This is a genomic window from Streptomyces sp. NPDC030798, from assembly GCF_055572275.1.
Genome location: NZ_JBVIDR010000012.1, coordinates 40,896 through 66,554, shown reverse-complemented (window position 1 = coordinate 66,554; position 25,659 = coordinate 40,896). Strand labels below are relative to the sequence as shown.

The window sequence follows — 25,659 nt, the reverse complement described above, 5'->3', positions numbered from 1 at the left end:
CCCATCGCCCCCCACGAGGACACCATGAGCAGCAGCACCGTCATCACCAACATCGCCACGCTGGTCACCAACGACCCCTCCCTCGGTGACGGGTCCCCCCTCGGCCTGGTCCAGGACGCGGCCGTCGTCATCGACGGCGACCGGATCGCGTGGGCCGGTGAGTCCAGCAAAGCACCCGCCACCGACAACCGGGTCGACGCGGGCGGCCGGGCGGTGCTGCCCGGCTTCGTGGACTCCCACTCCCACCTGGTCTTCGCCGGTGACCGCACCCAGGAGTTCAACGCCCGCATGTCCGGCCGCTCCTACACGGCGGGCGGCATCCGCACGACCGTGGCGGCCACCCGGGCCGCGAGCGACGCGGAACTGGAGGCGAACCTCACCCGTTACCTCGACGAGGCGCTCCGCCAGGGCACCACGACGTTCGAGACCAAGTCGGGCTACGGCCTCACGGTCGAGGACGAGTCCCGCGCGCTGCGCCTCGCGGCGCGGCACACCGACGAGGTGACGTATCTCGGCGCGCACATCGTCTCCCCGGACTACGCCGACGACCCGGCCGCCTATGTCGCCCTGGTCACCGGCGAGATGCTGGACGCCTGCGCGCCGCACGCCCGCTGGATCGACGTGTTCTGCGAGAAGGGCGCCTTCGACGGGGACCAGGCCCGCGCGATCCTCACCGCCGGCCGCGCGAAGGGCCTGCACCCGCGCATCCACGCCAACCAGCTCTCCCACGGCCCCGGCGTCCAGCTGGCGGTCGAGCTGGACGCGGCCAGCGCCGACCACTGCACCCACCTCACCGACGCCGACGTGGACGCCCTGGCGAACAGCCGTACGGTCGCCACCCTGCTGCCCGGCGCCGAGTTCTCCACCCGCGCCGCGTGGCCGGACGCCCGGCGTCTGCTGGACGCGGGCGCGACGGTCGCCCTCTCCACGGACTGCAACCCGGGCTCGTCCTTCACCTCGTCCGTACCGTTCTGCATCGCGCTCGCGGTGCGGGACATGCGGATGACCCCGGACGAGGCGGTCTGGTCCGCCACGGCGGGCGGCGCGGCAGCTCTGCGCCGCACCGACATCGGCCGCCTGAGCCCGGGGGCCCGCGCGGACCTGCTCGTCCTCGACGCCCCCAGCCACGTCCACCTGGCCTACCGCCCGGGCGTGCCCCTGGTCGGCGGGGTGTGGCGCAAGGGCGTCCGGGCCGTCTGAGCGGGCGCGCGGGGCGGACCCGGCCGGTGTGCCCCGGCCCGCCGGTGTGCCCCGGCCCGCCCGGTCAGGCGGCGCCGGCCCGCCAGTGCTGGGTGCTGCCGCCGTTCACGGGCTGGAAGACGACCCCGTCGCCGCCGTCCGGGGTCACCGCCGTGTCGGGGGCGACGGCCGGGCGGATGGTGCCGTCGGGGTCGACGGTGAAGCGGAGGTTCTGGCCGTTGCGGCCGTAGACCGAGCCGCAGCTCCAGATACCGACCCCCCGGTAGGTCGAGCCGCGGCTGTCGAGGCAGAAGTCGGGGTCGGCGGCCGAGCGCAGGACGCCGAGGTCCGCTTCGACGCGCCAGCGCTGGGTGGGGGAGGAGGTGCAGGGTGCCGTGACGACGTCGGTGCCGTTGGACAGGTAGCCGTCGCGGATGTCCAGGCAGCGGCCCGTCGCCGCGTTCACGACCTGTGCGAAGGCGCTGCCCGGCGGCGAGGGCGTGGGGGACGGGCGCGGGGTGCGGCGCGGCGTCGGGGACGTCGTCGGGCGGTGGGACGTCCTGGTGGGGGACGGGGACGGGGACGCGGAGGTGCGCGACGGGCTCGGGCTCGGGGTGGGTGACGGGGAGAGGGAGACCGTCGCCGTCACCGTCACCGGCGGGGGCGCCGGGGTCGCGGCCGCCGTCTGCTGCCGGCCGGGGCTGCGCGAGGTGGTGAGGGCGAAGACCAGGAGGGGGGTGAGCGCCACGGCCAGGGCCGTCGAGGCGAGCAGGTAGGGGCGCCGGGGGAGCCGTCCCGGGCGGTCGGCGGCTCGCGGTGCGGGTACGGGGAGCGGGTCCTCGGCGCGCAGGTACGACGTGCCGTTCCAGGGCAGCAGGCCCTCCGCCAGGGTCTGGCGCGGGGAGTCCCGCAGCGCGGTCAGGTCCTCGAACGCGGCCGTGCAGGACGGGCAGTGCACCCGGTGGGCGTCCAGGTCGGCGCTGTAGCGGGCGCCGTCCTGCCGTACCGCCTCCTCGATCAGCCGGCGGAAGTCGGCGCAGCGCGGGTCGTCGGAGGCGGCCAGGCGCTGTCTGAGGCAGGCCTGGGCCAGCGCCTTGAGGGCCGGCGCGGTGCCGTGGGCCACGTCGGCGCGGGTCAGGCCGAGGAAGGCGGCGGTGCGTTCGAGCGGTTCCGCGTCGAGGGCGCCGTACCAGATCAGACCCTGCGTGCGGGACGGGAGCGTCCGGTACGCAGGGAGCAGGGGCGGGGTCGGGCCCTCGGGCAGGCCGCTGGAGTTCAGGACCAGCAGCAGGGCCGGGTCGACGCCGGCGGAGCGGTCGCCCATGGCCCAGGCGGCTGCCAGCCGCGCGGTCAGCAGCAGCAGCCAGTGGCGCAGCGGCGCGTTCGGTTCCCGGCCGCGGGCTGTCTCGCGGGCCGCCGTGGTGAAGGTCTCCGCCGCCAGCCGGCGGGCCGCGGCCTCGCTCGCGGCGCACAGCCGGGCGTAGGCGAGGACGGCCGGGTGGTGCCGGCGACGCAGTTCCTGCAGCGCGGGGTAGGCCGTCGCGGTGGGGGAGCGGAGCAGTTCGGTCAGCCGATCGTCCGGCGCGTCCGCGAGGCCCGTGTCCGCCTCGGCCGAGCCGCCCGTGTCCGCCCCGGCTCCGTCGCCGCCCAGCGCCATGACGCGCCCTCCGTCCCCGTGCCTGTCGCCGAACCGTCTGACGTACCAGCCGGTTCGGGGGCCCATGGTGGAGGAGGGCCGCGGTTCGGGAAAGACGTTTCCGCGGGTAACCGCATAACGGTTCGCGCTCGGGCCGGCATGGGAGCGATCACGGCGGGTACCGGCCAGCCGGTGCAGTCCGCCCGGGCACGGCGAAGCGGCCCGGCATCGTAGGCCGGGCCGCTCCACGCGCGCGTGAGGGAGGCTCACTCCTCCACGGTCAGCCCCTTGCGCAGCCGCGCCAACGTCCGGGACAGCAGCCGCGAGACATGCATCTGGGAGATGCCGAGTTCCTCGCCGATCTCCGACTGGGTCATGCCGGCGACGAAGCGCAGGGACAGGATCTTCCGGTCCCGGGACGGCAGTTCGGCGATCAACGGCTTCAACGACTCGACGTACTCGATGCCTTCGAGCCCGTGGTCCTCGTACCCGATGCGGTCCGCGAGCGCGCCTTCGGTGTCGTCCTCCTCGGGCTGGGCGTCCAGCGAGGAGGCGGTGTACGCGTTCGAGGCGGCCATGCCCTCGACGACCTCGTCGTTGGTGAGGCCGAGCCGCTCGGCGAGTTCCGCGACGGTGGGGGCGCGGTCGAGCTTCTGGGCCAGCTCGTCCCCGGCCTTGGCCAGGTCCAGCCGCAGTTCCTGCAGCCGGCGCGGTACACGCACCGACCACGAGGTGTCACGGAAGAAGCGCTTGATCTCGCCGATGATCGTCGGCATCGCGAACGTCGGGAACTCCACGCCGCGCGAGAGTTCGAAGCGGTCGATCGCCTTGATCAGGCCGATGGTGCCGACCTGGATGATGTCCTCCATCGGCTCGCTGCGCGAGCGGAAGCGGGAGGCGGCGAACTTGACGAGCGCGAGGTTGAGCTCGACCAGCGTGTTGCGGACGTACGCGAATTCGTGCGTCCCTTCCTCCAGCGACTCCAGTCGCTCGAAGAGGGTCTTGGACAGGGCCCGTGCGTCGACGGGACCGACCTCGTCGAAGGGGGGGATCTCCGGAAGTCCCTCGAGGGGGTCGAGGGTATCGATCGGATCGATGGGATCGACGGGATCCAGTTGTTCCGGTGGGGGTGTCGACGTCGCCCGGTGGGTATGCGATGCGTCGAGCCGGGGTGACATGGGTGTCCTCCATCGTTCTCGGCATAAGGCTGCCGAAGCCAGTACGTGCACTGCGGTGTGCGGCGCCTCCGAAGCCGGCGTGTAGGGATGTGTGTCTTTACTAGCCCTACCTGCTTCCCGGACCCGGTCGCAAGTGCGTTCTGTAACCATATGTCCGTTTCTGTGAGGTTGTTCGGGTGTCGGAGTGCGGATGGAAGGCGTAATGTTCGAGGGCATCAGCAGCCACGACCTCGGGAGAGAGACGGCATGGACCACGGGACGGTCGGCAGCGCACAGTCGGGCCGGCTTCTGGTGGAGGTGCGGGAAGAGGGCTCCAGCGCCGTAGTGACACCGGCGGGTGAGCTCGATCACCACACCGCCGATCTTCTGCGCGAACCCCTCGACGACCTCCTGGACAAGGGATTCGCACGCCTTGTCGTGGACTGCTCACGGCTGGAGTTCTGCGACTCCACGGGCCTGAACGTCCTGCTCGGCGCGCGACTGAGGGCAGAGGCCGCCGGTGGAGGCGTGCATCTGGCGGGGATGCTGCCAGTGGTCGCGCGCGTGTTCGAGATCACTGGCGCCGAGGCGGTCTTCACCGTCCATGACTCCGTCGAGGCCGCTCTGGCCGGCGACGCCGAATGAACCCGTGTCCGGTCCCGTCTGTACGGGCCGGTGCCTGTACGGTGCACCGGTCATGCCCGAAGCAGGGGTGTCCCGGCCGATCGGCCGGGCAGGAGACATGCTGAAACCCGTCGGCCGCGGACCCGGTCCTGGGAACCGGCGAGCGGCCCGGGTGCGACGTATGTGCGAAGGGCGGATGCGGGCGGACCGGCCGGTGTCGTGCCTTTGAACTGGAAATTCCGTGAACTCGTGAAATTCGTGAACTCGTGAATCGGTGAATCGGTGAGGTGAAGCGCTGATGAGCACCACCCGGCCTTGCTCGCCGGGCGACCGCGGCCCGGAGCCGAGCGGCGCTTCCGGGGCGTCCGAGGAGGGTGCGCCGACCGGCGTGTCCGCGGGGGCTGCCGCGCCGTCCGTGCCGACGTCCGTGCCGTCCGGGCCCTCCGAGGGCGGGGACGAGCCACGGGGGCGGCAGGTTCGCACGCTACGGCTGGACGGCGCGAGCGGGGTCGTGCCGCTCGCCCGTGACTTCACCCGCCAGGCGCTGTACGCGTGGGGGTGGCTGCCGGCCGCCGGCGCCGACCAGCGGGCCGCCGCGGAGGACGTGCTGCTCGTCGTGTCCGAACTCGTCACCAACGCGTGCCTGCATGCGGAGGGGCCGGACGATCTGCTGCTCACCTGCGACAACAAGGTGATCCGGGTGGAGGTCACCGACCGCGGCACCGGTCAGCCGGCCCCGCGCACCCCCCACCGCGCCGGCCGCCCCGGCGGCCACGGCATGTTCATCGTCCAGCGCCTCTGCCTGGACTGGGGCGTCCTGCGCACCCCGGGCCGCTCGGGCAAGACGGTCTGGGCAGAACTGGGCGCCCCCGCTTAGGCCGGCTGCCCGGAGTGACGCGCACGGCGCCTCGCTCGCCGTCCCAGGTGCGCCGGCCCGGCGTTCCCGTCCGCTCCGGGCCGTCCCGCTCGCGCCTCGGCCGCCCGGCAGGACTCGGGTCCCGGGCCGCCCCGCTCGCCGTTTCCGATCGCTCGGCCCGGTCCACGGGCCGTCTGACCCGGCGGTCGCGGCCGTGCCGCCGGACCCGACGGCGTGCCTCCCGTGAGCCGCGCTGCCGCCGCGCGCTTCCGGCGCCGTCCCTGGCGCGGCTCGGCCGCCTCCCTCGGCCTACGTCGTCGCCCGAGGTCTGCGAGGAGCGCCCACTTCCGGCCGCTCGGATCCCCCCTCCGGCCACCCCTGCCACACCCCTCCTCCACCCAACTCCCTCCCCCGCCCCCCCGGATCACCACAACTCCGGCGTGTGACGTGTCTTCCTTCCTTTCGGTGCCCGGCGTACCTTGACGGCCGAATCTGATGTGCCGTCAGGAATGAATGGGGTGGACCGACCGTGTCGTACCCGAAGCGAACCGCCGCGCTCGTGTCCGCCGCGGCCCTGGCCGGCTCGGCGCTGCTGCTGGCCGCGCCGGCGGCCCACGCCGACGTCGTCGACGTGAACTACCACTGCAAGACACCGATCGGCGACAAGAGCGCCGTCTCGCCCATCGACATCAGGGGCGCCAAGAGCGGCACCGGCTACAGGATCACCATGTCCTGGCAGAAGGGCGTCTCCTCCAGCCCCGTCGAGCTGGGCAAGGGCGCCATGAACCCGAGCGCCACCATCAACCTCGGCGGCGCCGACAGCGGCACCCTCGCCGTGTCCGGCCCGGCCAACCAGGCGGCGATTCCGGCCAACACCCCCATCAAGATCTCCGACCTGAGCGGCACCTACACGCCGAAGAAGTCCGGCAAGGTCACCTTCACGGCGGGCACGCTCACCATCAAGGCGCTCGGTACGACGACCACCTGCACCCCCACCAACAGCCCCAAGCCGTCCCTGGCCCTGGACGTCACGGCGGCCGGCGGCGCAGGCACCGGCTCCTCCACCGGCACCACCTCGCAGAGCAGCACCGGCTCCGGCGGCGGGCTGCCCAGGACCGGCCCCGAGGACTCAGCCGTCGCCCTGGGCACCCTCGGCGGCACCGTCCTCCTCACGGGCGCGGCGGGCGCCCTCTGGCTGACCCGACGGAACCAGGCCGTACGCCGCTGAACGTCCCGGCCAACGACCGCTGGAGCCGCCCATGCGCCCCGCCATCCGCCCCCCGGCCCCCCACCGGCACCTTCTCCCGGCCCTCACCCTCTGCCTGTTCGCCCTCCCCGCCGCCGCAACCCCGGCCTTCGCCGCGGGAGGATGGTCCGTGGCGCCCTCCGGCGCCGGGCGGCCGTCGTTCTACGCGGAGGGGCCGCCCGGGGCGGTCCTGCGGGACACGCTGTCCGTGACCAACCCCGGGCACGCCCCCGTCGTCGTACGGCTGTCCGGGACCGGCGTCCGGATCGCGTTCGCCGACAGCAGCGTCCGCGTTCCCGCCCGCACCCGCGCCGACGTGCCCTTCACGGTCACCGTCCCGGCCGGCGCCGCGCCCGGTGACCGCGCGGGGGCGGTCGTCGTCCGCGACACCGACGGCCGGACGCGGACCGTACGGCTGCGTCTGCGCATCGGCGGCCCGGCGCTCGCCGCGCTGACCGTGGAGCACGTGGCCGTGCACACCGACCGGATCACGTACGAGCTGGTCAACCGCGGTACGACCGTCCTCGCGCCGAGGCTGGCGGTGCACGCGGACGGAGTCCTCGGCCGGGTCCTGGACCGCGCACCGCGCACCCTCCCGGTCCGCCTGCGCCCCGGCACGCGCGTGACGCTCGCCGAGCCGTGGCCGGACCACCCGGCGCTGGACGCGGTCGACGTGACCCTCACCGTCACCGCGCCGGGCGGAGCGCACGCCTCGGCGACGGCGGCGGCACGCTTCGTGCCCTGGGAAGCGGCGGCGGGGGCGACCGGCGCGCTGGCCGCGGGCACGGTGGGCGCCGTGATCGCCGTGCGGCGGCGGGGGAGCCGGCGCGCCGGGACCCCGGCGGCCGAGCCGACGAGGGGAGCGGCCGGGTGAGCGGCGCGGTACGGGCGCTGCGGCTGCCCACGTGGGCGGCGGTGCTCGCGCTGCTCCTGCTCCCGCTCACGCCCGCGTCGGCGGCCGCCGCGGACGGGCCCGTCGTCAAGCTGTCCGCGTCCCAGGCCGGTACGGGCGGTTCCGTGACCGTCAGCGGCAGCGGCTGGCGGGCGCACACGCTGCTGATGATGCTGATCTGCGGACGCGCCACCCCCTCCCGCGGAGTGATCGGCGGCACCAACTCCTGCGCCAACGGCGACGGCAGGGCCGTGACCACCGACGCCCACGGTGCCTTCGCCACCAAGCTGCCGGTCGCCGAGCCGCCGGTGCCGTGCCCCTGCGTGGTGCACGTGGCCACGGTGACCGGCGCGAAGGCCGAGGCGGACGTCGTGCTCCAGGTCGCCGGGCATCCGGTGGCCCCGCTGCCCACCGCGTCGCCGGGCGGCCGGCTCTCGATCCTCTCCGACACCCGGCTGGCCGGCTCCAGCGGTCTGCTGACCTGGTTCGGGGCCCCGCCGAGCCGCACGCTGGTCTTCACCGCGGGCAACGTCGGCTCGACCGCGATCAAGGACCCGGTCTTCCGGGTCGGCACCGCCCACGGCGTCTTCGCGCCCCAGTGGGACGAGCAGCAGTGGCGCGGCACCCTCGCACCGGGCAAGAAGGCGCAGATCAAGCTGCCCGTCGAACTGTCGGCCGGGGCGCACGGTGACTACACCGTGTCGCTGGAGTACGGCGGCAGAGTCCTCGCGGAGCAGCCGTGGGGCGTGGGCCGCCCCTGGGGTGTGACGCTGTTCTGGATCCTGCTCTGCGTGGTCGTCCCGGCCGGGCTGTTCCGCGCCGGGATGGCCGTGGTCGACCAGGTACGGCCGCGCCGCGCCGGCGGCGTCCGCCACCGGCGGCTCACCCGGCCCGTTCCCGCCCTGAGACCCCACCGCCGCTCGCCCGAGCCGACTCCCCCGACTCCGACCCTGCCGTGGTTCGCCCCGGACTCCGCTCCCGGCGGCCCGGCCGTCCGGCTCTCCGCACCGCACGACCACAGCCCGACGAGTCCTACGACTCCCACCACGAAGGGACCCCCGTGAGCATGCGAAGGAGAGGCACACCGGCCCGCAGGGCGGGCGCCGCCGGCGCCGCACTGGTGCTCTGTTCGGCGGCCCTGCTGCTGGGCGTGGCCGCCACGCCCGCGCAGGCCGCCCAGGTGTCGTTCGCCACCCACTGCGTGCCGCCCGCCGGCATCGACCCGGTCGACGGCACCACCAAGGTCGAGATCACCGCGCCGGCCACGGCCAAGGTGGGCGACACGGTGGACGTCGTGTGGAAGTTCGTGCAGGCGGCCTCGAAGAACCCGGACATCATCGACCTGCCCGCCAACTCGGTGCAGCCCTCCGGCGTCCTGAAGGCGGCCGGCGCGCAGACCGCCGACATCGCCATGCAGGGGCCCCGGCAGAACCCGGCGATCCCCAAGGGCGCCCCCATGGTGCTGTCCGACATGAAGGGCAGCCTGAAGCTGACGGCGCCCGGTGAGGTGACGTTGACGCCGGACGCGTACACGGTCAACGCGATGTCCACGGACACCAAGTGCACGCCGAAGGAGACCGTGCAGAAGGCGGCGACCATCGAGGTGACCGCGGGCGGCGGCAGCTCCTCGAGCACGTCGCCGTCCCCCACGGCCTCGGCGTCACCCACCCGGTCCGGTTCGCCCAGCTCCTCCGCCTCCGCTTCCCCGTCGGCGAGCGGCGGCGGCACCGGTCGGACCGACTTCACCGGCAAGGAGGTCCAGGTCCCCTACGCCTGCAAGACGCCGATCGGCGACAAGAACGCCATCTCGCCGGTGCAGATCAACGCCAGGAGGAACGGCGGGAGTTACGACCTCACGGTGCAGTTCAAGAAGTCGGTGATGAACAGCCCCGCCGAGATCCCGAAGGACTCGGTGAAGCCGTCGATGGAGGTGGTGCTCGGCGGCGCGGACAAGGGCACCGTGCACGTGGAGGGGCCGACGAACGCCAATGCCATCAAGGCCGGCGACCCGATCGAGATCCCGGATCTGACCGGCACCTACAAGCCGGGCGCGAGCGGCACCTCGACCCTGGCGCCGGGCGTCCTCGTCATCAAGGCCCTCGGTACGACCACGACCTGCACGCCGACCAGGACCGAGGTGTCCCTCACCCTGGACACCACCCAGCAGCCGGGCGGCGCCTCGGGCGGCACCTCGACGTCGGGAGGCTCGGCGTCCGGTTCGGCGTCGGGCGGCAGCGGGGGCTCGGGCGGCCTCGCCGAGACCGGCGCCGGTGACCACGGGGCGCTCAAGGCCCTGGGCCTGGTGTCCGGCACGGTGATCCTGCTGGGCGCGGCGGTGTTCACCTTCATGCCGCGCAGGCGCACCCGCTGAGCCGCCCGCACGGACGGAGGGCCACCGCATCGCCATGACGCGGTGGCCCTCCAAAAGCTCCGGGCGGGGTCAGTGCACGCTGCCCATCAGCTTCTTCACCTTGTTCCGGTACATCCACACCGCCGCACCGGCGACCACGGCGAGCACGGCCTCCAGGGCCACGAAGCCGGTCCTGTCCAGGTTGACCCCGCCGACGGCCGGGTTGGACAGCAGCGCGGTGATCGAGTCGCCCGCGGTGACCGCGAGGAACCAGACGCCCATCATCTGCGAGGCGTACTTCGCCGGCGCCATCTTCGTCGTCACGGACAGACCCACCGGCGACAGCGTCAGCTCACCGATCGTCTGGACGAAGTAGATGCCGACCAGCCACATCGCCGCGGCCTTGTGACCGCCCTCGGCGATCGACAGCGGGGCGAGGAAGAGGACGAAGGACGCACCGATCAGCACCAGGCCGGCGGAGAACTTCACGATCGTGCTCGGCTCCTTGCCGCGCCGGTTCAGCCACAGCCACAGCCAGGCGAAGACCGGCGCCAGGGCCATGATCATGACCGGGTTGACCGACTGGTACCAGGAGACCGGGAAGTGCCAGCCGAGGATCGAGTTCTCGGCCTTGCCCTCGGCGAACAGCGACAGGGTCGAACCGCCCTGGTCGTAGATCATCCAGAACACGGCGGCGGCGACGAAGAACCAGATGTACGCCGACACCTTCGACTTCTCGGCCGAGTCCAGGTCCTTGTCCCGCAGGATCCGGCCGATGACCAGGATCGGGACCAGCAGGCCGATGAGGGTGAGCGGGATCAGCGCCCAGTTCAGCGTGAAGTGGCCGGTGAAGCCGACGAGGCCGTAGAAGACGACGGCGATGGCCAGCCAGACCAGGCCCTTGCGCAGCGTGACGGCCTTCTCCGCGGGGGACAGCGGCGTGGGGACGACGCTGCTCTGCTCGCTCAGGTGGCGGCTGCCGAGCAGGTACTGGGCCAGGCCCAGCGCCATGCCGAGCGCGGCCAGCGCGAAGCCGAAGTGCCAGTTGTAGTTCTCACCGACGGTGCCGATGATCAGCGGCGCGGCGAAGGCACCCAGGTTGATGCCGATGTAGAAGAGGGTGAAGCCACCGTCGCGGCGCGGGTCGTCCGGGCCCTTGTACAGGTGGCCGACCATCGTGGAGATGTTGGCCTTCAGCAGGCCCGAGCCGATGGCGACGAGGCCGAGGCCGACGAAGAAGCTGACGGCCGCCGGCAGCGCCAGGCAGAGGTGGCCGATCATGATGATCAGACCGGAGACGGCCACCGTCTTGCGGGGGCCGAGGACGCGGTCCGCGAACCAGCCGCCGGGCAGGGCGAGCAGGTACACGAGCGACACGTACACCGAGTAGATCGCGGTCGCCGTGCCCGCGCTCAGGTGCAGGCCACCCGGGGCCACCAGGTACAGCGGGAGCAGGGCCCTCATGCCGTAGTAGGAGAAACGCTCCCACATCTCGGTCATGAAGAGAGTGGCCAGTCCGCGGGGGTGGCCGAAGAAGGTCTTCTCGGAACCGGGGGTGCCCGGGCGGACCGAGTCCTTCGTCAGGCTGGACGCCATGGTCGTTCCTTGCTGGGTCGGGACGCGCGTAGAGCACTGCGCCCGGTGGGGGTGTCGGCCGGCACCGGCGGATCGGCAGTCCGCCCCCACGCCCGAGGGGGTCCGCCCCGGATCGCGGAGCGGTGGACGGCGACCACCGGGATCCACGCCCCACGACGCAGCGGTGCGCGTCCGGAGCCCGGCCAGAGGTCATTCCTTCAAGGGCTGATCTTCATCAGCCCGCACACAAAAGAGACCCTCAGCGACAACTGCCCGCCAAAGGTCCCCGGTGTGCTAGAGGCGTTCACGTCACTGTACGTCAGGACACTGCCGGATATGGAAGGACTTGAGACGCGGATCACAGGTGTCGCGGGAACCACAGCCCCTGATTCGAAGGTCTCTTCTAGGGTCCCATCCCCAGGACAATGGTTCGTACCAGAGGTCGGGGAAGGTAAGAATCCCTCGAAGCGATCACACCCCAGCACGGTGCGCGGGCGGTCTACCATCACTTCATGACCCGTGTACTGCTCGCCGAGGACGACGCGTCCATCTCGGAGCCGCTGGCCCGCGCCCTGCGCCGGGAAGGTTACGACGTCGAGGTGCGCGAGGACGGTCCCGCCGCGCTCGACGCCGGAATGCAGGGCGGCGTCGATCTGGTCGTGCTGGACTTGGGCCTGCCCGGCATGGACGGCCTGGAGGTCGCCCGCCGGCTGCGCGCCGACGGCCACACCGTGCCGATCCTCATCCTGACCGCGCGGGCCGACGAGGTGGACACCGTCGTCGGCCTGGACGCGGGTGCCGACGACTACGTCACCAAGCCCTTCCGGCTCGCCGAACTGCTCGCCAGGGTCCGGGCCCTGCTGCGCCGCGGCGCCGCCGAGCCGCAGCAGCCGCCGGCCACGCACGGGGTACGGATCGACGTCGAGTCGCACCGGGCGTGGATGGGCGACGAGGAACTCCAGCTCACCGCCAAGGAGTTCGACCTGCTGCGGGTGCTGGTCCGGGACGCCGGGCGGGTCGTCACGCGCGACCAGCTGATGCGCGAGGTCTGGGACACCACCTGGTGGTCCTCCACCAAGACGCTCGACATGCACATCTCCTGGCTGCGCAAGAAGCTCGGCGACGACGCCGCGAACCCGCGGTACATCGCCACCGTGCGCGGGGTCGGATTCCGGTTCGAAAAGAGCTGAACCCCCGCCCGGGGTCCGGCACCACCTCAGGTAACAGGACGACATGCGCCGACGTCTCATCCAGTCCACCCTTGCCGTCGTGCTGGTCGTGATCGCCGTCTTCGGCGTCTCCCTCGTGATCGTCGAGACACGGACCATCAGCAACAGCGCCCAGGAGCGGGTGGAGTCCGAGGCGGTCCGGCTGGCCAGCATCGTGGACAGCCGGATCCTCGCCTCGGAGAAGGTCGACGCCGACGTCCTGCGCAACCCGGTCAGCAAGGACCAGTACGCGGTGATCCGCATGCCCGGGCAGGCGCCGATCGAGATCGGCACCCGGCCGGAGGGCGACGTCATCCACTCCACGCAGACCGGCGAGGAGGGCGAGACGGTCACCGTGCAGGAGCCCCGCTCCGCGGTGACCCGCGAGGTCGGCCGGACCCTGCTGATCATCGGTCTGGTGGCGCTGCTCGCCGTGGTCGCCGCCGTGCTGCTCGCCGTACGGCAGGCCAACCGGCTCGCCTCCCCGCTGACCGACCTCGCCGAGACCGCCGAGCGGCTCGGCTCCGGCGACCCGCGCCCCCGCCACAAGCGCTACGGAGTCCCCGAGCTGGACCGGGTCGCCGACGTGCTCGACTCCTCCGCCGAGCGCATCGGGCGCATGCTCACCGCCGAGCGGCGCCTGGCCGCCGACGCCTCCCACCAGCTCCGCACGCCGCTGACCGCACTGTCCATGCGGCTGGAGGAGATCACCCTCACCGACGACCCGGACACGGTGAAGGAGGAGGCGAACGTCGCGCTCACCCAGGTCGAGCGGCTCACCGACGTCGTGGAGCGGCTGCTCACCAACGCCCGCGACCCGCGCACCGGCTCCGCCGTCACCTTCGACCTCGACGAGGTCATCCAGCAGCAGCTCGCCGAGTGGCGCCCCGCCTACCGCAGCGCAGGCCGGGCCATCGTCAGCTCCGGCAAACGGCATCTGCAGGCCGTCGGCACGCCCGGCGCGGTCGCCCAGGTGCTGGCCGCGTTGATCGAGAACTCCCTCATGCACGGCGGCGGCACCGTCGCCCTGCGCACCCGGGTCACCGGCAACCAGGCCGTCGTGGAGGTCACCGACGAGGGACCCGGTGTCCCGGCCGACCTGGGCGCCCGGATCTTCGAGCGCACCATCAGCGGGCGCAACTCCACCGGGATCGGCCTGGCCGTGGCCCGTGACCTCGCGGAGGCCGACGGGGGCCGCCTGGAGCTGCTCCAGGCCCAGCCGCCGGTGTTCGGCCTGTTCCTGTCCCGCACGCCCCCGGCCCGCAAGCCGGAGGAGGAGCTGCCGACGGTCCGCTGACGGCCGCCCGTGCCGGCCGGCGGCTCGTTACGGCACGCGCTGCTCGGGCGCCGGCTGCCGCGACTCCTGCTCCAGGATCGACTCCGCGCCCGCCACGGCCTCCCGGGCGGGCAGCGCCCGGAACACCCAGCTGCGGTACGACCAGAAGCGGAACAGGGTCGCGACGCCGATGCCGACGAACTTGAAGACGTTGCTCTGCAGCGGGCTGTCCCAGCCGAAGCCGTACGTCGCCAGGTACAGCACGCCGTTCTCGATCACCAGGCCGATCGCGCTGAACAGCAGGAACAGCGTGAGTTCCTTGGTGCGGCCGCTCTTGTCGCGGTCCCGGTACGTCCAGTAGCGGAAGCCCACGTAGTTGAAGGCGATCGCGACGACGGTCGCGATGATGCTGGCGCGCACCACCGGCAGGTCGGAGACGTGCCGGACCAGGTTGAACACGCCGAGATTGACAAGGACGCCGGCGCCGCCGACGGCGCCGAACTTGGCCACCTCGCGTACGAGTCGTCGCAGCCCCGAGGAACGACGTTCCATGGCTGTACAGCCCCCGTCCGTAGGTTTCGTCACCCAGCCATGCTAGCCAGGCGCCCCGGCCGCCGCCCGCGGACCAGGGCACAGCTTGGGAACGGGTCGGAAAGAGCCGGGAAAGTCCCGGGTAAGAGCCGGTGAGAGGGACGCGATCCGGCCCGGCCGGCGCGGCCGATACGCTAGAGGGGTGACGTTCCCGGTAGTCGGCATGGTCGGCGGGGGGCAGCTCGCGCGTATGACGCACGAGGCGGGCATCCCGTTGGGCATCAGGTTCAAGCTTCTCAGTGACACCCCTCAGGACTCCGCGGCGCAGGTCGTGAACGATGTCGTCGTCGGCGACTATCGCGACCTGGACACGCTGCGTGACTTCGCGCGGGGGTGCGATGTGATCACCTTCGATCACGAACACGTGCCCACCGAGCACCTCAGGGCCCTGGAGGCGGACGGCATCCCCGTGCGCCCCGGTCCCGACGCGCTGGTGCACGCCCAGGACAAGGGGGTGATGCGCGCCAGGCTCGACGCCATCGGCATCCCCTGCCCGCGCCACCGCATCGTGACCGACCCGGCCGACGTGGCCGCGTTCGCCGCCGAGGGCACCGGCTTCCCCGTGGTGCTGAAGACCGTCCGCGGCGGCTACGACGGCAAGGGCGTGTGGGTGGTCGACTCCGCCGAGGAGGCGGCCGACCCCTTCCGCGCCGGCGTCCCGGTCCTCGCCGAGGAGAAGGTCGACTACGTCCGCGAGCTGGCCGCCAACGTCGTCCGCTCCCCGCACGGCCAGGCCGTCGCCTACCCGGTCGTCGAGTCCCAGCAGGTCAACGGCGTCTGCGACACCGTGATCGCCCCCGCCCCCGACCTGGAGCGCTCGCTCGCCCTCGAGGCCGAGCAGATGGCCTTGACCATCGCCAAGGAACTGGGCGTCGTCGGGCACCTCGCGGTCGAGCTGTTCCAGACCCGCGACGGCCGCATCCTCGTCAACGAACTGGCGATGCGCCCGCACAACTCCGGCCACTGGACCCAGGACGGCGCGATCACCTCGCAGTTCGCCAACCACGTCCGCGCCGTCCTCGACCTGCCGCTCGGCGACCCCCGCCCGCGCGCCCCGTGGACGGTCATGGTCAACGTCCTCGGCGGCGACTTCCCGGACATGTACTCCGCCTACTTGCACTGCATGGCCCGCGACCCCAAGCTCAAGATCCACATGTACGGCAAGGACGTGAAGCCCGGACGCAAGGTCGGCCACGTCAACACCTACGGCGACGACCTGGACGACGTGCTGGAGCGCGCCCGTCACGCTGCCGGCTACCTGAGAGGGACGATCACCGAATGAGCCCGGTCGTAGGCATTGTCATGGGGTCGGACTCCGACTGGCCCGTCATGGAGGCCGCCGCCAAGGCGCTGGACGAGTTCGAGATCGGCTACGAGGTCGACGTCGTCTCCGCGCACCGCATGCCGCGGGAGATGATCACCTACGGCGAGCAGGCCGCCGACCGAGGGCTGAAGGTGATCATCGCCGGTGCCGGGGGAGCCGCCCACCTGCCGGGCATGCTCGCCTCCGTCACCCCGCTGCCGGTGATCGGCGTGCCGGTGCCGCTGAAGTACCTCGACGGCATGGACTCGCTGCTGTCCATCGTGCAGATGCCGGCCGGTGTCCCGGTCGCCACCGTGTCCGTCGCCGGCGCCCGCAACGCCGGCCTCCTCGCGGCCCGCATGCTCGCCGCGCACGACGAGGAACTGCTGCAGAAGATGCGCGACTTCCAGCAGGACCTGAACGACCAGGCCACGGAGAAGGGCAAGCGGCTGCGTTCCAAGGTCGAGGGCGCGGGCGGCGGCTTCGGCTTCGGGAAGTGAGCCCCGTGACCTCTCTGGAGGACGCCCGCGCGCTGCTGCGCGAGTTCCCCGTCGTCGACGGGCACAACGACCTGCCGTACGCGCTGCGCGAGCAGGTCCGCTACGACCTCGCCGCGCGCGACATCGCCGTACGCCAGGACGCCCATCTGCACACCGACCTGCCCCGCCTGCGCGAGGGCGGGGTCGGCGCGCAGTACTGGTCGGTGTACGTGCGCTCGGACCAGCCGGGCGCGGTCCCGGCCACCCTGGAGCAGATCGACTGCGTACGGCAGCTGATCGACCGCTACCCCGGGCAGCTGCGGGCCGCGCTGACCGCGGCCGACCTGGAGGCGGCCCGCGCGGAGGGCCGTATCGCCTCCCTGATGGGAGCCGAGGGCGGCCACTCGATCGAGAACTCCCTCGGCACCCTGCGCGCCCTGTACACGCTCGGCGTGCGCTACCTGACGCTCACCCACAACGACAACGTGGACTGGGCGGACTCGGCGACCGACGAGCCCAAGGCGGGCGGCCTGACCGCGTTCGGCCGCGAGGTCGTCCGCGAGATGAACCGGCTCGGGATGCTCGTCGACCTCTCCCACGTGGCGGCGACGACCATGCGGGACGCGCTGGACGCCTCCTCCGCGCCGGTGATCTTCTCGCACTCCTCCGCCCGTGCCGTCTGCGACCACCCGCGCAACGTCCCGGACGACGTCCTGGAGCGGCTGCCCGCCAACGGTGGCATGGCGATGGTGACGTTCGTACCGAAGTTCGTGCTCCAGGCCGCCGTGGACTGGACGGCCGAGGCCGACGAGAACATGCGGGCGCACGGCTTCCACCACCTCGACACCACCCCCGAGGCGATGGCGGTCCACCGCGCCTTCGAGGAGCGCACCCCGCGCCCGGTCGCCACGGTGGCCACGGTCGCCGACCACCTCGACCACATGCGCGAGGTGGCGGGCATCGACCACCTCGGCATCGGCGGCGACTACGACGGCACCGCGTTCACCCCGGACGGCCTGAACGACGTCTCGGGCTACCCGAACCTCCTCGCCGAACTCCTCGACCGCGGCTGGTCCAAGGCCGATCTGGCCAAACTGACCTGGAAGAACGCGGTCCGGGTGCTCGGCGCGGCGGAGGACGTGGCCCGCGAGATCCAGTCCGTCCGCGGCCCGTCCCACGCCACCATCGAGTCCCTGGACGGCTGACCGGGCCGGCAGCGGCCTCTAGGCGATCCCGTCCGGGTGCTCGATCCTGCACAGGCAGAACGGGTGCCCGGCCGGGTCTGCGTACACCTGGAAGTCCTTCTTCTCCCGGTCCTCCAGGTCCAGCGGCCGGGCGCCCAGCGCCAGCACCCTCTCGTGGGCCGCGTCCACCTCCTCCCAGGTGGCGCCCGCGTCGAGGTCCAGGTGGAACTGCTGCGCGTCCCGGTCGGCGCGGGGCCACTGCGGCGGGGTGAAGCCCCGCACCCGCTGGAAGGAGAGCCGCGGCCCGTCCGGCACCTTCAGCACCACCCAGTCGTCGTCCTCGGCCTCAGGGGTACCGCCGGCCACGGCCGCGTAGAACGCGGCCAGTGCCCGCGGGTCGGGGCAGTCGAGCACGACGGAGCGGATGCGGGCGACAGCGGGCATGGGCCCTCCCTGGATCAGCCGGCGCCGGGCGCCGGACGGGTCAGCAGGCGCACAGGCAGAACGGGTGCCCGGCCGGGTCCGCGTAAACCCGGAAGCTACTGCTCTCCTGCCCGGCCAGGGGCTTCGCGCCCAGCTCCAGCACCCCCTTCTCCGCCGCGTCCAGATCCTCCACCACCAGGTCCAGGTGGAACTGCTGCGAGTCCCGGTCGGCCCGGGGCCACTGCGGCGGGGTGAACCCCGGCGCCCGCTGGAAGGCCAGCGCCTGCCCGCCGTCCACCTTCAGGTCCACCCAGTCCCCGTCGCCCTCCACCGTGCCGCCCAGCACCCCGGCGTAGAAGCCGGCCAGCGCCCGCGGATCCGGACAGTCCAGGACGACGACACCCAGCTTGGCGAGAGCCATGACTTCCTCCTTGTGTCACACCTGTGGCGTTCCCTCGTTACCCATAAAGGCGGGTAACCGGTAACCGTTACTGCATGCTGCCCCATAGGAGGTAACGTCGCAAGCATGAGTGAGAGATCGGCCGCACCCGGAGCCCTCGCCCTGGTCGAGGACCTGGTGAACACGCTCGACATCGAGTCCGGCCGCGACTCCCTCGACACACCGGAGGGCCGCGCCCGCTTCGGACTCACCGAGGACGAACTGCCGTCCGCCCGCACCCTGCGCGAGTCGCTGCGCACCGCGCTGCTCGCCCACGCCGGCCACCCGCCGCACCGCCGGGTCCCCCCGCTCGGCGAGCTGCTCGCCCAGGCACCCCTCTACGTCGCCGTCGACGAGCAGGACGGCTCAGCGGCCCTCACCCCGGCCGACAGCGGCCCCCTGCTCTCCCGGGTCGCCGCCGCCGTCGCCGAGGCCCTGGTCGCGGGCACCTGGACCCGCCTGAAAGCCTGCGAGGCCGACACCTGCCACTGGGCCTACTACGACCGCAGCCCCGCCGGACGCGGCCGCTGGTGCTCCATGCAGGTGTGCGGGGCACGCGCCAAGATGCGCCGGTACCGGGCGAAGGAGCCGTGAACCACAGGGACTTCATCGGCCACGTATGTGTCCGGTGGTGCAGAATGCGAGAAGACGCCGGTTCGGCCGACTGAGCCTCGGCCGAACCGGCGTCCCCGTGACGCGCCCCGCGGGGCCGCCTCCTAGGCGTTCGGACGGCCCATCGCCCGGTACGTCCACCCGGCCCGCCGCCACAGCTCCGGGTCCAGCGTGTTGCGCCCGTCCAGCATCACCCGGCCCGCCACGACCTCACCCAGCGCCGCCGGGTCCAGCTCACTGAACTCCCGCCACTCCGTCAGGTGCAGCACCACGTCCGCGCCCCGGGCCGCCTCCAGCGCCGACTCGGCGTAGCCCAGGGTCGGGAACACCCGCCGGGCGTTGTCCATGCCCTTCGGGTCGTACACCGTCACCTGGCCGCCCTGCAGATGGATCTGCCCGGCCACGTTCAGCGCCGGCGAGTCCCGCACGTCGTCCGAGTCCGGCTTGAAGGTGGCACCGAGCACCGCGACCCGGCGGCCCAGGAACGAGCCGCCGCCGAGCGCCTCGCGCGCCATCTCCACCATCTGGCCCCGCCGGCGCATGTTGATCGAGTCGATCTCCCGCAGGAACGTCAGCGCCTGGTCCGCACCCAGCTCACCGGCGCGCGCCATGAACGCCCGGATGTCCTTCGGCAGACAGCCGCCTCCGAACCCGATCCCCGCGCGCAGGAACTTGCTGCCGATCCGGTCGTCGTGCCCGATGGCCTCCGCCAGCTTCGCCACGTCACCGCCGCCGGCCTCGCACACCTCCGCCATCGCGTTGATGAACGAGATCTTCGTGGCCAGGAAGGAGTTCGCCGCCGTCTTCACCAGCTCGGCCGTCGGGAAGTCGGTCACCACGAACGGCGTACCCTCGGCGACCGGAGTGGCGTACACCTCCCGCAGCAGCTTCTCGGCCCGCTCGCTGCGCACGCCGACCACGATCCGGTCCGGGTGCAGGGTGTCCTGCACGGCGAAGCCCTCGCGCAGGAACTCCGGGTTCCACGCCAGCTCCGCGTCCGCGCCGGCGGGCGCGTGCTCCGCGAGGTAGGCGGCCAGCCGGTCCGCCGAACCCACCGGCACGGTCGACTTGCCGACGACCAGCGCGGGGCCGCGCAGATGCGGGGCGAGCGAGGCGATGGCCGCGTCCACGTACGACATGTCCGCCGCGTACTCACCGTGCCGCTGCGGCGTGTTCACGCACACGAAGTGGACCTCGCCGAACTCGGCGACCTCCGCCCAGTCCATGGTGAACCGCAGCCGTCCCGAGGACCCCTCGAAGCCCGCCACGTGCCGGCGCAGCAGCTCCTCGAGCCCCGGCTCGTACATCGGCGTCTCGCCGCGCTCCAGCAGAGCGATCTTCTCGGGTACGACGTCCAGCCCGAGCACCTCGAAACCGAGCTCGGCCATGGCCGCGGCGTGCGTGGCGCCGAGATAGCCGGTGCCGATCACGGTGATCTTCAGGCTCATGGGTGCTCCAGGGGGTACGCGTCAGGTGCGAGGGCGAGCATAGCCAAGGCATGCGCGAGGCCTTGAGCGGGCAACTTTTCCGCTGTCGCCAACCTCACGTAGGCGCGTCCTCTGAGGCCCTTTAAAATTTGAGTTACTTAACGGTAATTAGCGTCAGTATCACTGCGTCTTTGGAGCGTGAGAGACCGTGGCCGGATCGGCTGACTTCGACCTGTACCGCCCGTCCGAGGAGCACGACATGCTCCGCGACGCCGTCCGTTCCCTGGTCGAGGCGAAGATCGCGCCGTACGCCGCTGCGGTGGACGAGGAGGCCCGCTTCCCGCAGGAGGCGCTGGACGCCCTCGTCGCCAACGACCTGCACGCGGTGCACGTCCCCGAGGAGTTCGGCGGCGCGGGCGCCGCCGCCCTCGCCACGGTCATCGTGATCGAGGAGGTGGCCCGCGCCTGCGTCTCCTCCTCTCTCATCCCGGCCGTCAACAAGCTGGGCTCGCTCCCGGTGATCCTTTCCGGCGGCGAGGACCTGAAGAAGAAGTACCTGACCCCGCTCGCCAAGGGCGACGCGATGTTCTCGTACTGCCTGTCCGAGCCGGAGGCGGGCTCCGACGCGGCCGGCATGAAGACCAAGGCCGTCCGCGACGGCGACCACTGGATCCTCAACGGCGTCAAGCGCTGGATCACCAACGCGGGCGTCTCCGAGTACTACACGGTCATGGCGGTCACGGACCCCTCGAAGCGCTCGAAGGGCATCTCGGCCTTCGTCGTGGAGAAGTCCGACGAGGGCGTCTCCTTCGGCGCCCCCGAGAAGAAGCTCGGCATCAAGGGCTCCCCGACCCGCGAGGTCTACTTCGACAACGTCCGCATCCCCGCCGACCGCATGATCGGCGAGGAGGGCACCGGCTTCGCGACGGCGATGAAGACCCTGGACCACACCCGCATCACCATCGCCGCCCAGGCCCTCGGCGTCGCCCAGGGCGCCTTCGACTACGCCAGGGGCTACGTCCAGGAGCGCAAGCAGTTCGGCAAGCCGATCGCCGACTTCCAGGGCATCCAGTTCATGCTCGCCGACATGGCCATGAAGATCGAGGCCGCCCGCCAGCTCACCTACGCGGCCGCCGCCAAGTCCGAGCGCGGCGACAAGGACCTCACCTTCCAGGGCGCCGCCGCCAAGTGCTTCGCCTCGGACGTCGCCATGGAGGTCACCACGGACGCGGTCCAGCTCCTCGGCGGCTACGGCTACACCCGGGACTACCCGGTGGAGCGGATGATGCGGGACGCGAAGATCACGCAGATCTACGAAGGGACCAACCAGGTCCAGCGCATCGTCATGGCGCGCAACCTGCCGTAGTCGGCGGTGGGTTCACGCTCTTCGGGAAGGCGCCCTGCGGGGCGCCTTTTCGTCCGTCCGGTGCCTCCCGACCGGTCGGTCACATGCGGGGGCGGGCCGGTGGGCGTAGGACGGAAGCACGCAGGGGCCCGTCCGGGGCCCTTGAGCTTCGAGGAGGAGCCATGACCCAGCCCGGAACCATGACCCCGATGAGCAAGGAGATGCAGGACTGCGTCGAGGCCTGCATGACCGCGCACACCATGTGCGAGGAGACCATGAGCTCCTGCATGCAGATGGGCGGCCAGTCCCAGATGCAGATCATGCGGGCGCTCATGGACTGCTCCGAGATGACCCGGATGTGCGCGGACATGATGATGCGCCGCTCACCCATGGCCCAGGAGATGTGCGCGATGTGCGCCAAGGCGTGCGACATGTGCGCCGAGGCGTGTATGTCCATGCCGGACGACCAGCAGATGATGCGCTGCGCGGAGGCGTGTCGCCGCTGCGCGGAGATGTGCCGGACGATGGCGGGCGCCAGGATGTGATCCCGCGCGCCTGAGGGCGGTCGAGGGCACCCCCTGCCGGGTGCCCTTGATCGTTTGTGCGGCATGCTGGGGCGCATGACCGAGACGGATGCGACGACGGCCTTCGACGCGGCCGAGCGGGCCATGTGGGCGGGGCGGGCGGAGGCCTACGCAGGGAGCTTCGGACGCCTGTGCGCCCACCCGGTGCCCGACCTGCTGGACGCCGCCGGGGTCGGCGCGGGGACACGGGTCCTCGACGTCGGCACCGGGACCGGCACGGCCGCGCTCGCGGCGGGCGAGCGGGGCGCGCGGGTGCGGGCCGTGGACGCCGAGGCCGGCATGGTCGCCGAGGCGCGCCGGCGGGGGATCGCGGCGGAGGTCGCCGTACTGCCCGAACTGCCTTTTGCTGACGGGGAGTTCGATGCCGTCGTCGGCAACTTCGTGCTGAACCACGTGGGCCGGCCGCGTGCCGCCCTCGCCGAGCTGCGCCGGGTGCTGCGGCCCGGCGGCCGGATCGCGGTGACGCTGTGGGGCGCCCGGCGCCGGGCGGGTCAGGAGCTGCTCGGCCGGGCGTGTGCCGAGGGCGGTGCCGTACCGCCGTCGTACCTTCCGCGTCTGGCGCCGGACGAGGACTTCGAGCGGACCCCCGAGGGCCTGGCCGGGCTGCTCGTGGCGGCCGGGTTCGGCGACGCCGAGGGCCGGGAGCTGGAGTGGGACCACCGGGCGACCCTCGAGGAGTGGTGGAGCGGGGCGTCCGGCGGGGTCGCCACCGTCGGTCTCGTCGTGACCTCGCAGGACGCCGGGACCGCCGGACGCATCCGGCGGGCGTACGAGCGGCTGGCCGCCGCCTTCGCGGACGGGGAAGGGCGCCTGGCCCTTCCCCACGCGGCGCTGCTCGCCTCGGCGGCGGTACCGGCGGGCTAGTGCCGCATCAGGCAACGTTTGCCCTGTCCACGAGGGCGCGTGGGCGCCGGTCGTCGGCGTGATGGTTTCGCCAGATGATGTAGCGGCGGATCATGCTGCCCTGTTCCTTGTGGCCGGCGTGGTCGGTGCCGTCAGCCCAGGCTCGGCGCAGCCGGCGGGTGGGTCAGTTGCCGGCCCATCCGGTCGGCCTGGCGCGCGGCCCGGGCCACTGACCGGCTGCGCGGGCGGGCCGGGCCCGTCGTGGTGTAGCTGCCAAGGTGTCCTCGGTCGGAGGGCATGATTCCCCGAAGGTCGCCTGCACCTACGGCAGTCACCACCCAGGTGATCAAGTCCGAGAGCGCATTCGACCACCGACGTCAAAGATCAAGTCAGTGTGGTCGTGGCAGGAACGGTGAGTACTCGACGGGGCCGAAGCGGAACGGGACGCCGCGCCGGGTGTGGACGGCACGGTCGATGACGAAGTCGACCGTGCCGGGAGCAGCCGAGGTGAGAGGCGTGCGCACAACGGTTGCACGACCGGTCAGCTGGAGCAGGTCGCCCGTGTCGAAGCAGGTGATGGTGAGGCCTGCTCGGCTGTCCAGCTCGAGGTTGCCGAGCGTGTTGAACATGCCGTTTCCGGGATAGTCGGCGAACTGGACCACCCTGCCGCCTCCCAGGCACCGAAGGAAGCCGGGAGGACCGCCGCGGTGGGACACATCCGCTCCGTGGCCTTCGGCGATGGTGGCGATGAAGGCCGTGTCGGCGGCACGCAGGAGGTCGATCTGCTCGGCGGTGACGCGGTCTGTCTCGGCGACGACGACCGGGGTGGGTGGCTGGTCGCCGAAGCCCAGATTCTCTCGGCGCTGGATGTACTTCATGCAGTTGGGGTAAGCCCGCTCGACGCTCATGACCACTCCGCCGGCGTCATGGCGGAGGGTGCCGTTGATGCGAGCCCGGTTGCGACGGCCGAGGTCGATGGCCAGCAGGCCGGCCGGCTGTCCCGCCGGCCGGTCTGCCAGGTTCCGCAAGGGATCGCTGGTCCCAGGGAGCGCGTCGATCCGTACGGTCGTCTCGTCGGCGGCACGCACGAAGCCGGGTGCGCCGACTACGGGCGACGCCCATACGCGGCCTGCGGTGTCTGTGGCGCCCACGATGATCCAGCGCTGCGTGGCAAGGAATCTCATCAACGGTGCGGGCAGGCTGGTGCGGAACGTACGGGCCATGGCCGCGGCCTGATCGACCGTGCCCGCCCGTGCCTGTACCGCCAGTTCACCCTCGTGGTAGTGCTGTGGCATCAGAAGAAACCACAGCTGGGTGCGCCGCCCTCAAGGGTGGGGAGGTGCTCGAGTCCGGAGGCGGTGCAGATCTCGATGCGGATGCCGTCTGGATCGGTGAAGAAGATGCCGCCAGATGCCAGGCCGGGCATGTGGGCCAGAATCCTGTCGTAGATCAGGGGCGTGCCGAGTTCCTGAAGACGGGCTACAGCAGCTTGGACGTCGTCCAGCGTGGGCACGTTGAACGACAGATGGTGCAGTCCGGACCGATCGGCGGCGAAGCCGTCACGACTCTGCTGCCACAGCGTGAGCACGAGTTGATCGCCACGGCCGAGGAAGGCGTAGCGGCGGTCGTCCTCGGTGCTCTCGCCGAGCAGGTCGAAGCCGAAGACCCGCTGGTAGAAATGGATCGAACGGGTCACGTCGGTGACGTTGAGCCCGACATGGCCGGTGGCGGCTGCGGTCACCGGACCTGGCGAGGCCTGGGTCGTGGTCATGGTTCTCCTTGGCAGAGGGATCCTGGACGGGATCGGGTCGGGCGACCCTGAGGTGGGGTGAGCCGGCACGCACCGGCCCTGCCCCGTCATTCGTCTCGGCGACCGAGGGCCGGACGGCCGAGCGGAAGGCCGCGCCCGAGAGTGGCGGGTGGGTGATGGACCGCGGCGGTGTGGCGGCCGCCGTGTCGTGGATAACTTTCATGCCGCATGGTTGGCGGAAAGTTGGCGCCCGCCACGCACGCCCAGCGGCATGTGCCGCCGGGCCGCCGGGCTATGCGGCCACGATGCCCTCCGCGCGGGTCGCCGATCCGGCTGCTGATCCCCGGATGCGCGGAGTGCTGCTGGACGGACACATGTCCACGACCGGGGCAACGTCGCTTGGTGACCTCCCGGCGGAGGTAGCTCGCCGCCGCGCAGTCCGGCGCCCGTCGAGCGGTTGCAATCCGGCCCCGGTCCGGGCTGACGATCGCGATCCTCACCGTCGGCGGATAGAGCGTGCGCAGGTAGCGGCAGAACTCCAGGAACTGGGTGCGCTTCTTGACCGGCTTGGTGTGGCCGTAGAGCTTGTCCTTGGCCAGGTCCAGGGCGGTGGCCGAGTTCGGGCCCCTCAACCTGATGCCCCACCCGGGCCGGCAGTGGGCCGAACGCGGCGGCAGGCA

At 72.0% G+C, this 25,659-nt stretch carries 26 protein-coding genes and 1 pseudogene; 16 read left to right on the top strand and 11 right to left on the bottom strand.

Features of this window, described 5'->3' with window-relative positions:
- The first annotated feature begins 24 nt into the window (after positions 1 to 24).
- The gene (gene hutI, locus ACZ404_RS26150) at positions 25 to 1,200 is read left to right on the top strand and encodes an imidazolonepropionase (protein WP_468443886.1); all 1,176 of its coding nucleotides are present in this window, start codon (positions 25 to 27) and stop codon (positions 1,198 to 1,200) included.
- Between the two features lie 64 nt (positions 1,201 to 1,264).
- Here the strand turns inward: hutI and ACZ404_RS26145 are convergent, their stop codons facing one another.
- A complete protein-coding gene (locus ACZ404_RS26145) occupies positions 1,265 to 2,836 on the bottom strand; it encodes a ricin-type beta-trefoil lectin domain protein (RefSeq protein WP_468443884.1) in 1,572 nt (523 codons plus the stop codon).
- A 245-nt stretch (positions 2,837 to 3,081) separates the two neighbouring features.
- The gene (locus ACZ404_RS26140; RefSeq protein WP_468443882.1) at positions 3,082 to 3,993 is read right to left on the bottom strand and encodes an RNA polymerase sigma factor SigF; all 912 of its coding nucleotides are present in this window, start codon (positions 3,991 to 3,993) and stop codon (positions 3,082 to 3,084) included.
- 246 nt (positions 3,994 to 4,239) lie between these two features.
- Between ACZ404_RS26140 and ACZ404_RS26135 the strand changes: the two genes are divergently transcribed.
- From ACZ404_RS26135 to ACZ404_RS26110, 6 genes are all read left to right on the top strand, one after another.
- On the top strand, positions 4,240 to 4,617 hold the full coding sequence (locus tag ACZ404_RS26135) for an STAS domain-containing protein (protein WP_468443880.1): 378 nt from the start codon (positions 4,240 to 4,242) through the stop codon (positions 4,615 to 4,617).
- Between the two features lie 277 nt (positions 4,618 to 4,894).
- Positions 4,895 to 5,473 carry an ATP-binding protein gene (locus ACZ404_RS26130; RefSeq protein ID WP_468443878.1) on the top strand — a complete coding sequence of 193 codons (579 nt, stop codon included), beginning with the start codon at positions 4,895 to 4,897 and terminating at the stop codon, positions 5,471 to 5,473.
- Positions 5,474 to 5,981: 508 nt separating this feature from the next.
- The gene (locus ACZ404_RS26125; protein WP_468443876.1) at positions 5,982 to 6,680 is read left to right on the top strand and encodes an LPXTG cell wall anchor domain-containing protein; all 699 of its coding nucleotides are present in this window, start codon (positions 5,982 to 5,984) and stop codon (positions 6,678 to 6,680) included.
- 31 nt (positions 6,681 to 6,711) lie between these two features.
- Positions 6,712 to 7,572, top strand: coding sequence for a COG1470 family protein (locus tag ACZ404_RS26120; protein ID WP_468443874.1), 861 nt, complete (start codon positions 6,712 to 6,714; stop codon positions 7,570 to 7,572).
- Positions 7,569 to 8,654: a hypothetical protein gene (locus ACZ404_RS26115; protein ID WP_468443872.1), complete on the top strand. Its 1,086-nt coding sequence runs from the start codon at positions 7,569 to 7,571 to the stop codon at positions 8,652 to 8,654. The genes ACZ404_RS26120 and ACZ404_RS26115 overlap by 4 nt, the downstream gene beginning before the upstream one ends.
- Before the next feature lie 2 nt (positions 8,655 to 8,656).
- Positions 8,657 to 9,961: a hypothetical protein gene (locus tag ACZ404_RS26110; RefSeq protein ID WP_468443870.1), complete on the top strand. Its 1,305-nt coding sequence runs from the start codon at positions 8,657 to 8,659 to the stop codon at positions 9,959 to 9,961.
- Positions 9,962 to 10,030: 69 nt separating this feature from the next.
- On the opposite strand, the gene ACZ404_RS26105 is transcribed toward ACZ404_RS26110, so the two are convergent.
- Positions 10,031 to 11,536 (bottom strand): peptide MFS transporter, encoded by a 1,506-nt coding sequence (locus tag ACZ404_RS26105; protein WP_468443868.1) that lies wholly within the window; start codon positions 11,534 to 11,536, stop codon positions 10,031 to 10,033.
- A 491-nt stretch (positions 11,537 to 12,027) separates the two neighbouring features.
- Here ACZ404_RS26105 and ACZ404_RS26100 point away from each other — a divergent pair, with 491 nt between their 5' ends.
- Positions 12,028 to 12,705: a response regulator transcription factor gene (locus ACZ404_RS26100; RefSeq protein WP_468443866.1), complete on the top strand. Its 678-nt coding sequence runs from the start codon at positions 12,028 to 12,030 to the stop codon at positions 12,703 to 12,705.
- A gap of 43 nt (positions 12,706 to 12,748) precedes the next feature.
- The gene (locus ACZ404_RS26095; protein ID WP_468443864.1) at positions 12,749 to 14,020 is read left to right on the top strand and encodes an ATP-binding protein; all 1,272 of its coding nucleotides are present in this window, start codon (positions 12,749 to 12,751) and stop codon (positions 14,018 to 14,020) included.
- A gap of 27 nt (positions 14,021 to 14,047) precedes the next feature.
- Here ACZ404_RS26095 and ACZ404_RS26090 read toward each other — a convergent pair whose 3' ends face one another.
- Positions 14,048 to 14,551 (bottom strand): GtrA family protein, encoded by a 504-nt coding sequence (locus tag ACZ404_RS26090; RefSeq protein ID WP_468443862.1) that lies wholly within the window; start codon positions 14,549 to 14,551, stop codon positions 14,048 to 14,050.
- A gap of 181 nt (positions 14,552 to 14,732) precedes the next feature.
- Here ACZ404_RS26090 and ACZ404_RS26085 point away from each other — a divergent pair, with 181 nt between their 5' ends.
- From ACZ404_RS26085 to ACZ404_RS26075, 3 genes are read left to right on the top strand one after another with little or no spacing between them, the layout of a single operon-like run.
- Positions 14,733 to 15,872: a 5-(carboxyamino)imidazole ribonucleotide synthase gene (locus ACZ404_RS26085; RefSeq protein ID WP_468443860.1), complete on the top strand. Its 1,140-nt coding sequence runs from the start codon at positions 14,733 to 14,735 to the stop codon at positions 15,870 to 15,872.
- The gene (gene purE / locus ACZ404_RS26080; RefSeq protein WP_468443858.1) at positions 15,869 to 16,393 is read left to right on the top strand and encodes a 5-(carboxyamino)imidazole ribonucleotide mutase; all 525 of its coding nucleotides are present in this window, start codon (positions 15,869 to 15,871) and stop codon (positions 16,391 to 16,393) included. The genes ACZ404_RS26085 and purE overlap by 4 nt, the downstream gene beginning before the upstream one ends.
- Positions 16,394 to 16,398: 5 nt before the next feature.
- Positions 16,399 to 17,577, top strand: a complete 1,179-nt coding sequence (locus ACZ404_RS26075; RefSeq protein WP_468443856.1) for a dipeptidase — start codon at positions 16,399 to 16,401, stop codon at positions 17,575 to 17,577.
- Between the two features lie 18 nt (positions 17,578 to 17,595).
- Here the strand turns inward: ACZ404_RS26075 and ACZ404_RS26070 are convergent, their stop codons facing one another.
- Positions 17,596 to 18,000, bottom strand: a complete 405-nt coding sequence (locus ACZ404_RS26070; protein ID WP_468443854.1) for a VOC family protein — start codon at positions 17,998 to 18,000, stop codon at positions 17,596 to 17,598.
- Positions 18,001 to 18,040: 40 nt separating this feature from the next.
- A complete protein-coding gene (locus ACZ404_RS26065) occupies positions 18,041 to 18,400 on the bottom strand; it encodes a VOC family protein (protein WP_468443852.1) in 360 nt (119 codons plus the stop codon).
- A gap of 105 nt (positions 18,401 to 18,505) precedes the next feature.
- Between ACZ404_RS26065 and ACZ404_RS26060 the strand changes: the two genes are divergently transcribed.
- Entirely contained in the window at positions 18,506 to 19,012 is a 507-nt protein-coding gene (locus ACZ404_RS26060) for a CGNR zinc finger domain-containing protein (protein ID WP_468443850.1), read from the top strand.
- Positions 19,013 to 19,134: 122 nt separating this feature from the next.
- On the opposite strand, the gene ACZ404_RS26055 is transcribed toward ACZ404_RS26060, so the two are convergent.
- Positions 19,135 to 20,478 (bottom strand): UDP-glucose dehydrogenase family protein, encoded by a 1,344-nt coding sequence (locus ACZ404_RS26055; RefSeq protein WP_468443848.1) that lies wholly within the window; start codon positions 20,476 to 20,478, stop codon positions 19,135 to 19,137.
- A gap of 187 nt (positions 20,479 to 20,665) precedes the next feature.
- On the opposite strand from ACZ404_RS26055, the gene ACZ404_RS26050 reads away from it, so the two are divergent.
- The 3 genes from ACZ404_RS26050 to ACZ404_RS26040 all read left to right on the top strand — a co-directional run bounded on the left by ACZ404_RS26050 (position 20,666) and on the right by ACZ404_RS26040 (position 23,250).
- A complete protein-coding gene (locus ACZ404_RS26050; RefSeq protein ID WP_468443846.1) occupies positions 20,666 to 21,823 on the top strand; it encodes an acyl-CoA dehydrogenase family protein in 1,158 nt (385 codons plus the stop codon).
- A gap of 161 nt (positions 21,824 to 21,984) precedes the next feature.
- A complete protein-coding gene (locus ACZ404_RS26045; RefSeq protein ID WP_468443845.1) occupies positions 21,985 to 22,347 on the top strand; it encodes a four-helix bundle copper-binding protein in 363 nt (120 codons plus the stop codon).
- A gap of 75 nt (positions 22,348 to 22,422) precedes the next feature.
- Positions 22,423 to 23,250 (top strand): class I SAM-dependent methyltransferase, encoded by an 828-nt coding sequence (locus ACZ404_RS26040; protein WP_468443844.1) that lies wholly within the window; start codon positions 22,423 to 22,425, stop codon positions 23,248 to 23,250.
- 7 nt (positions 23,251 to 23,257) lie between these two features.
- On the opposite strand, the pseudogene ACZ404_RS26035 reads toward ACZ404_RS26040, so the two are convergent.
- The 4 genes and pseudogenes from ACZ404_RS26035 to ACZ404_RS26020 all read right to left on the bottom strand — a co-directional run.
- Positions 23,258 to 23,401, bottom strand: a pseudogene (locus ACZ404_RS26035) (IS630 family transposase); the annotation flags it as partial.
- Positions 23,402 to 23,618: 217 nt separating this feature from the next.
- Entirely contained in the window at positions 23,619 to 24,524 is a 906-nt protein-coding gene (locus ACZ404_RS26030) for a pyridoxamine 5'-phosphate oxidase family protein (protein ID WP_468443842.1), read from the bottom strand.
- The gene (locus ACZ404_RS26025; RefSeq protein ID WP_468443840.1) at positions 24,524 to 25,000 is read right to left on the bottom strand and encodes a VOC family protein; all 477 of its coding nucleotides are present in this window, start codon (positions 24,998 to 25,000) and stop codon (positions 24,524 to 24,526) included. Before ACZ404_RS26025 ends, ACZ404_RS26030 begins: the two co-directional genes overlap by 1 nt.
- Positions 25,001 to 25,086: 86 nt before the next feature.
- Complete coding sequence (locus ACZ404_RS26020; RefSeq protein ID WP_468444239.1) at positions 25,087 to 25,611, bottom strand: hypothetical protein; 525 nt, start codon at positions 25,609 to 25,611, stop codon at positions 25,087 to 25,089.
- Positions 25,612 to 25,659 lie beyond the last annotated feature (48 nt).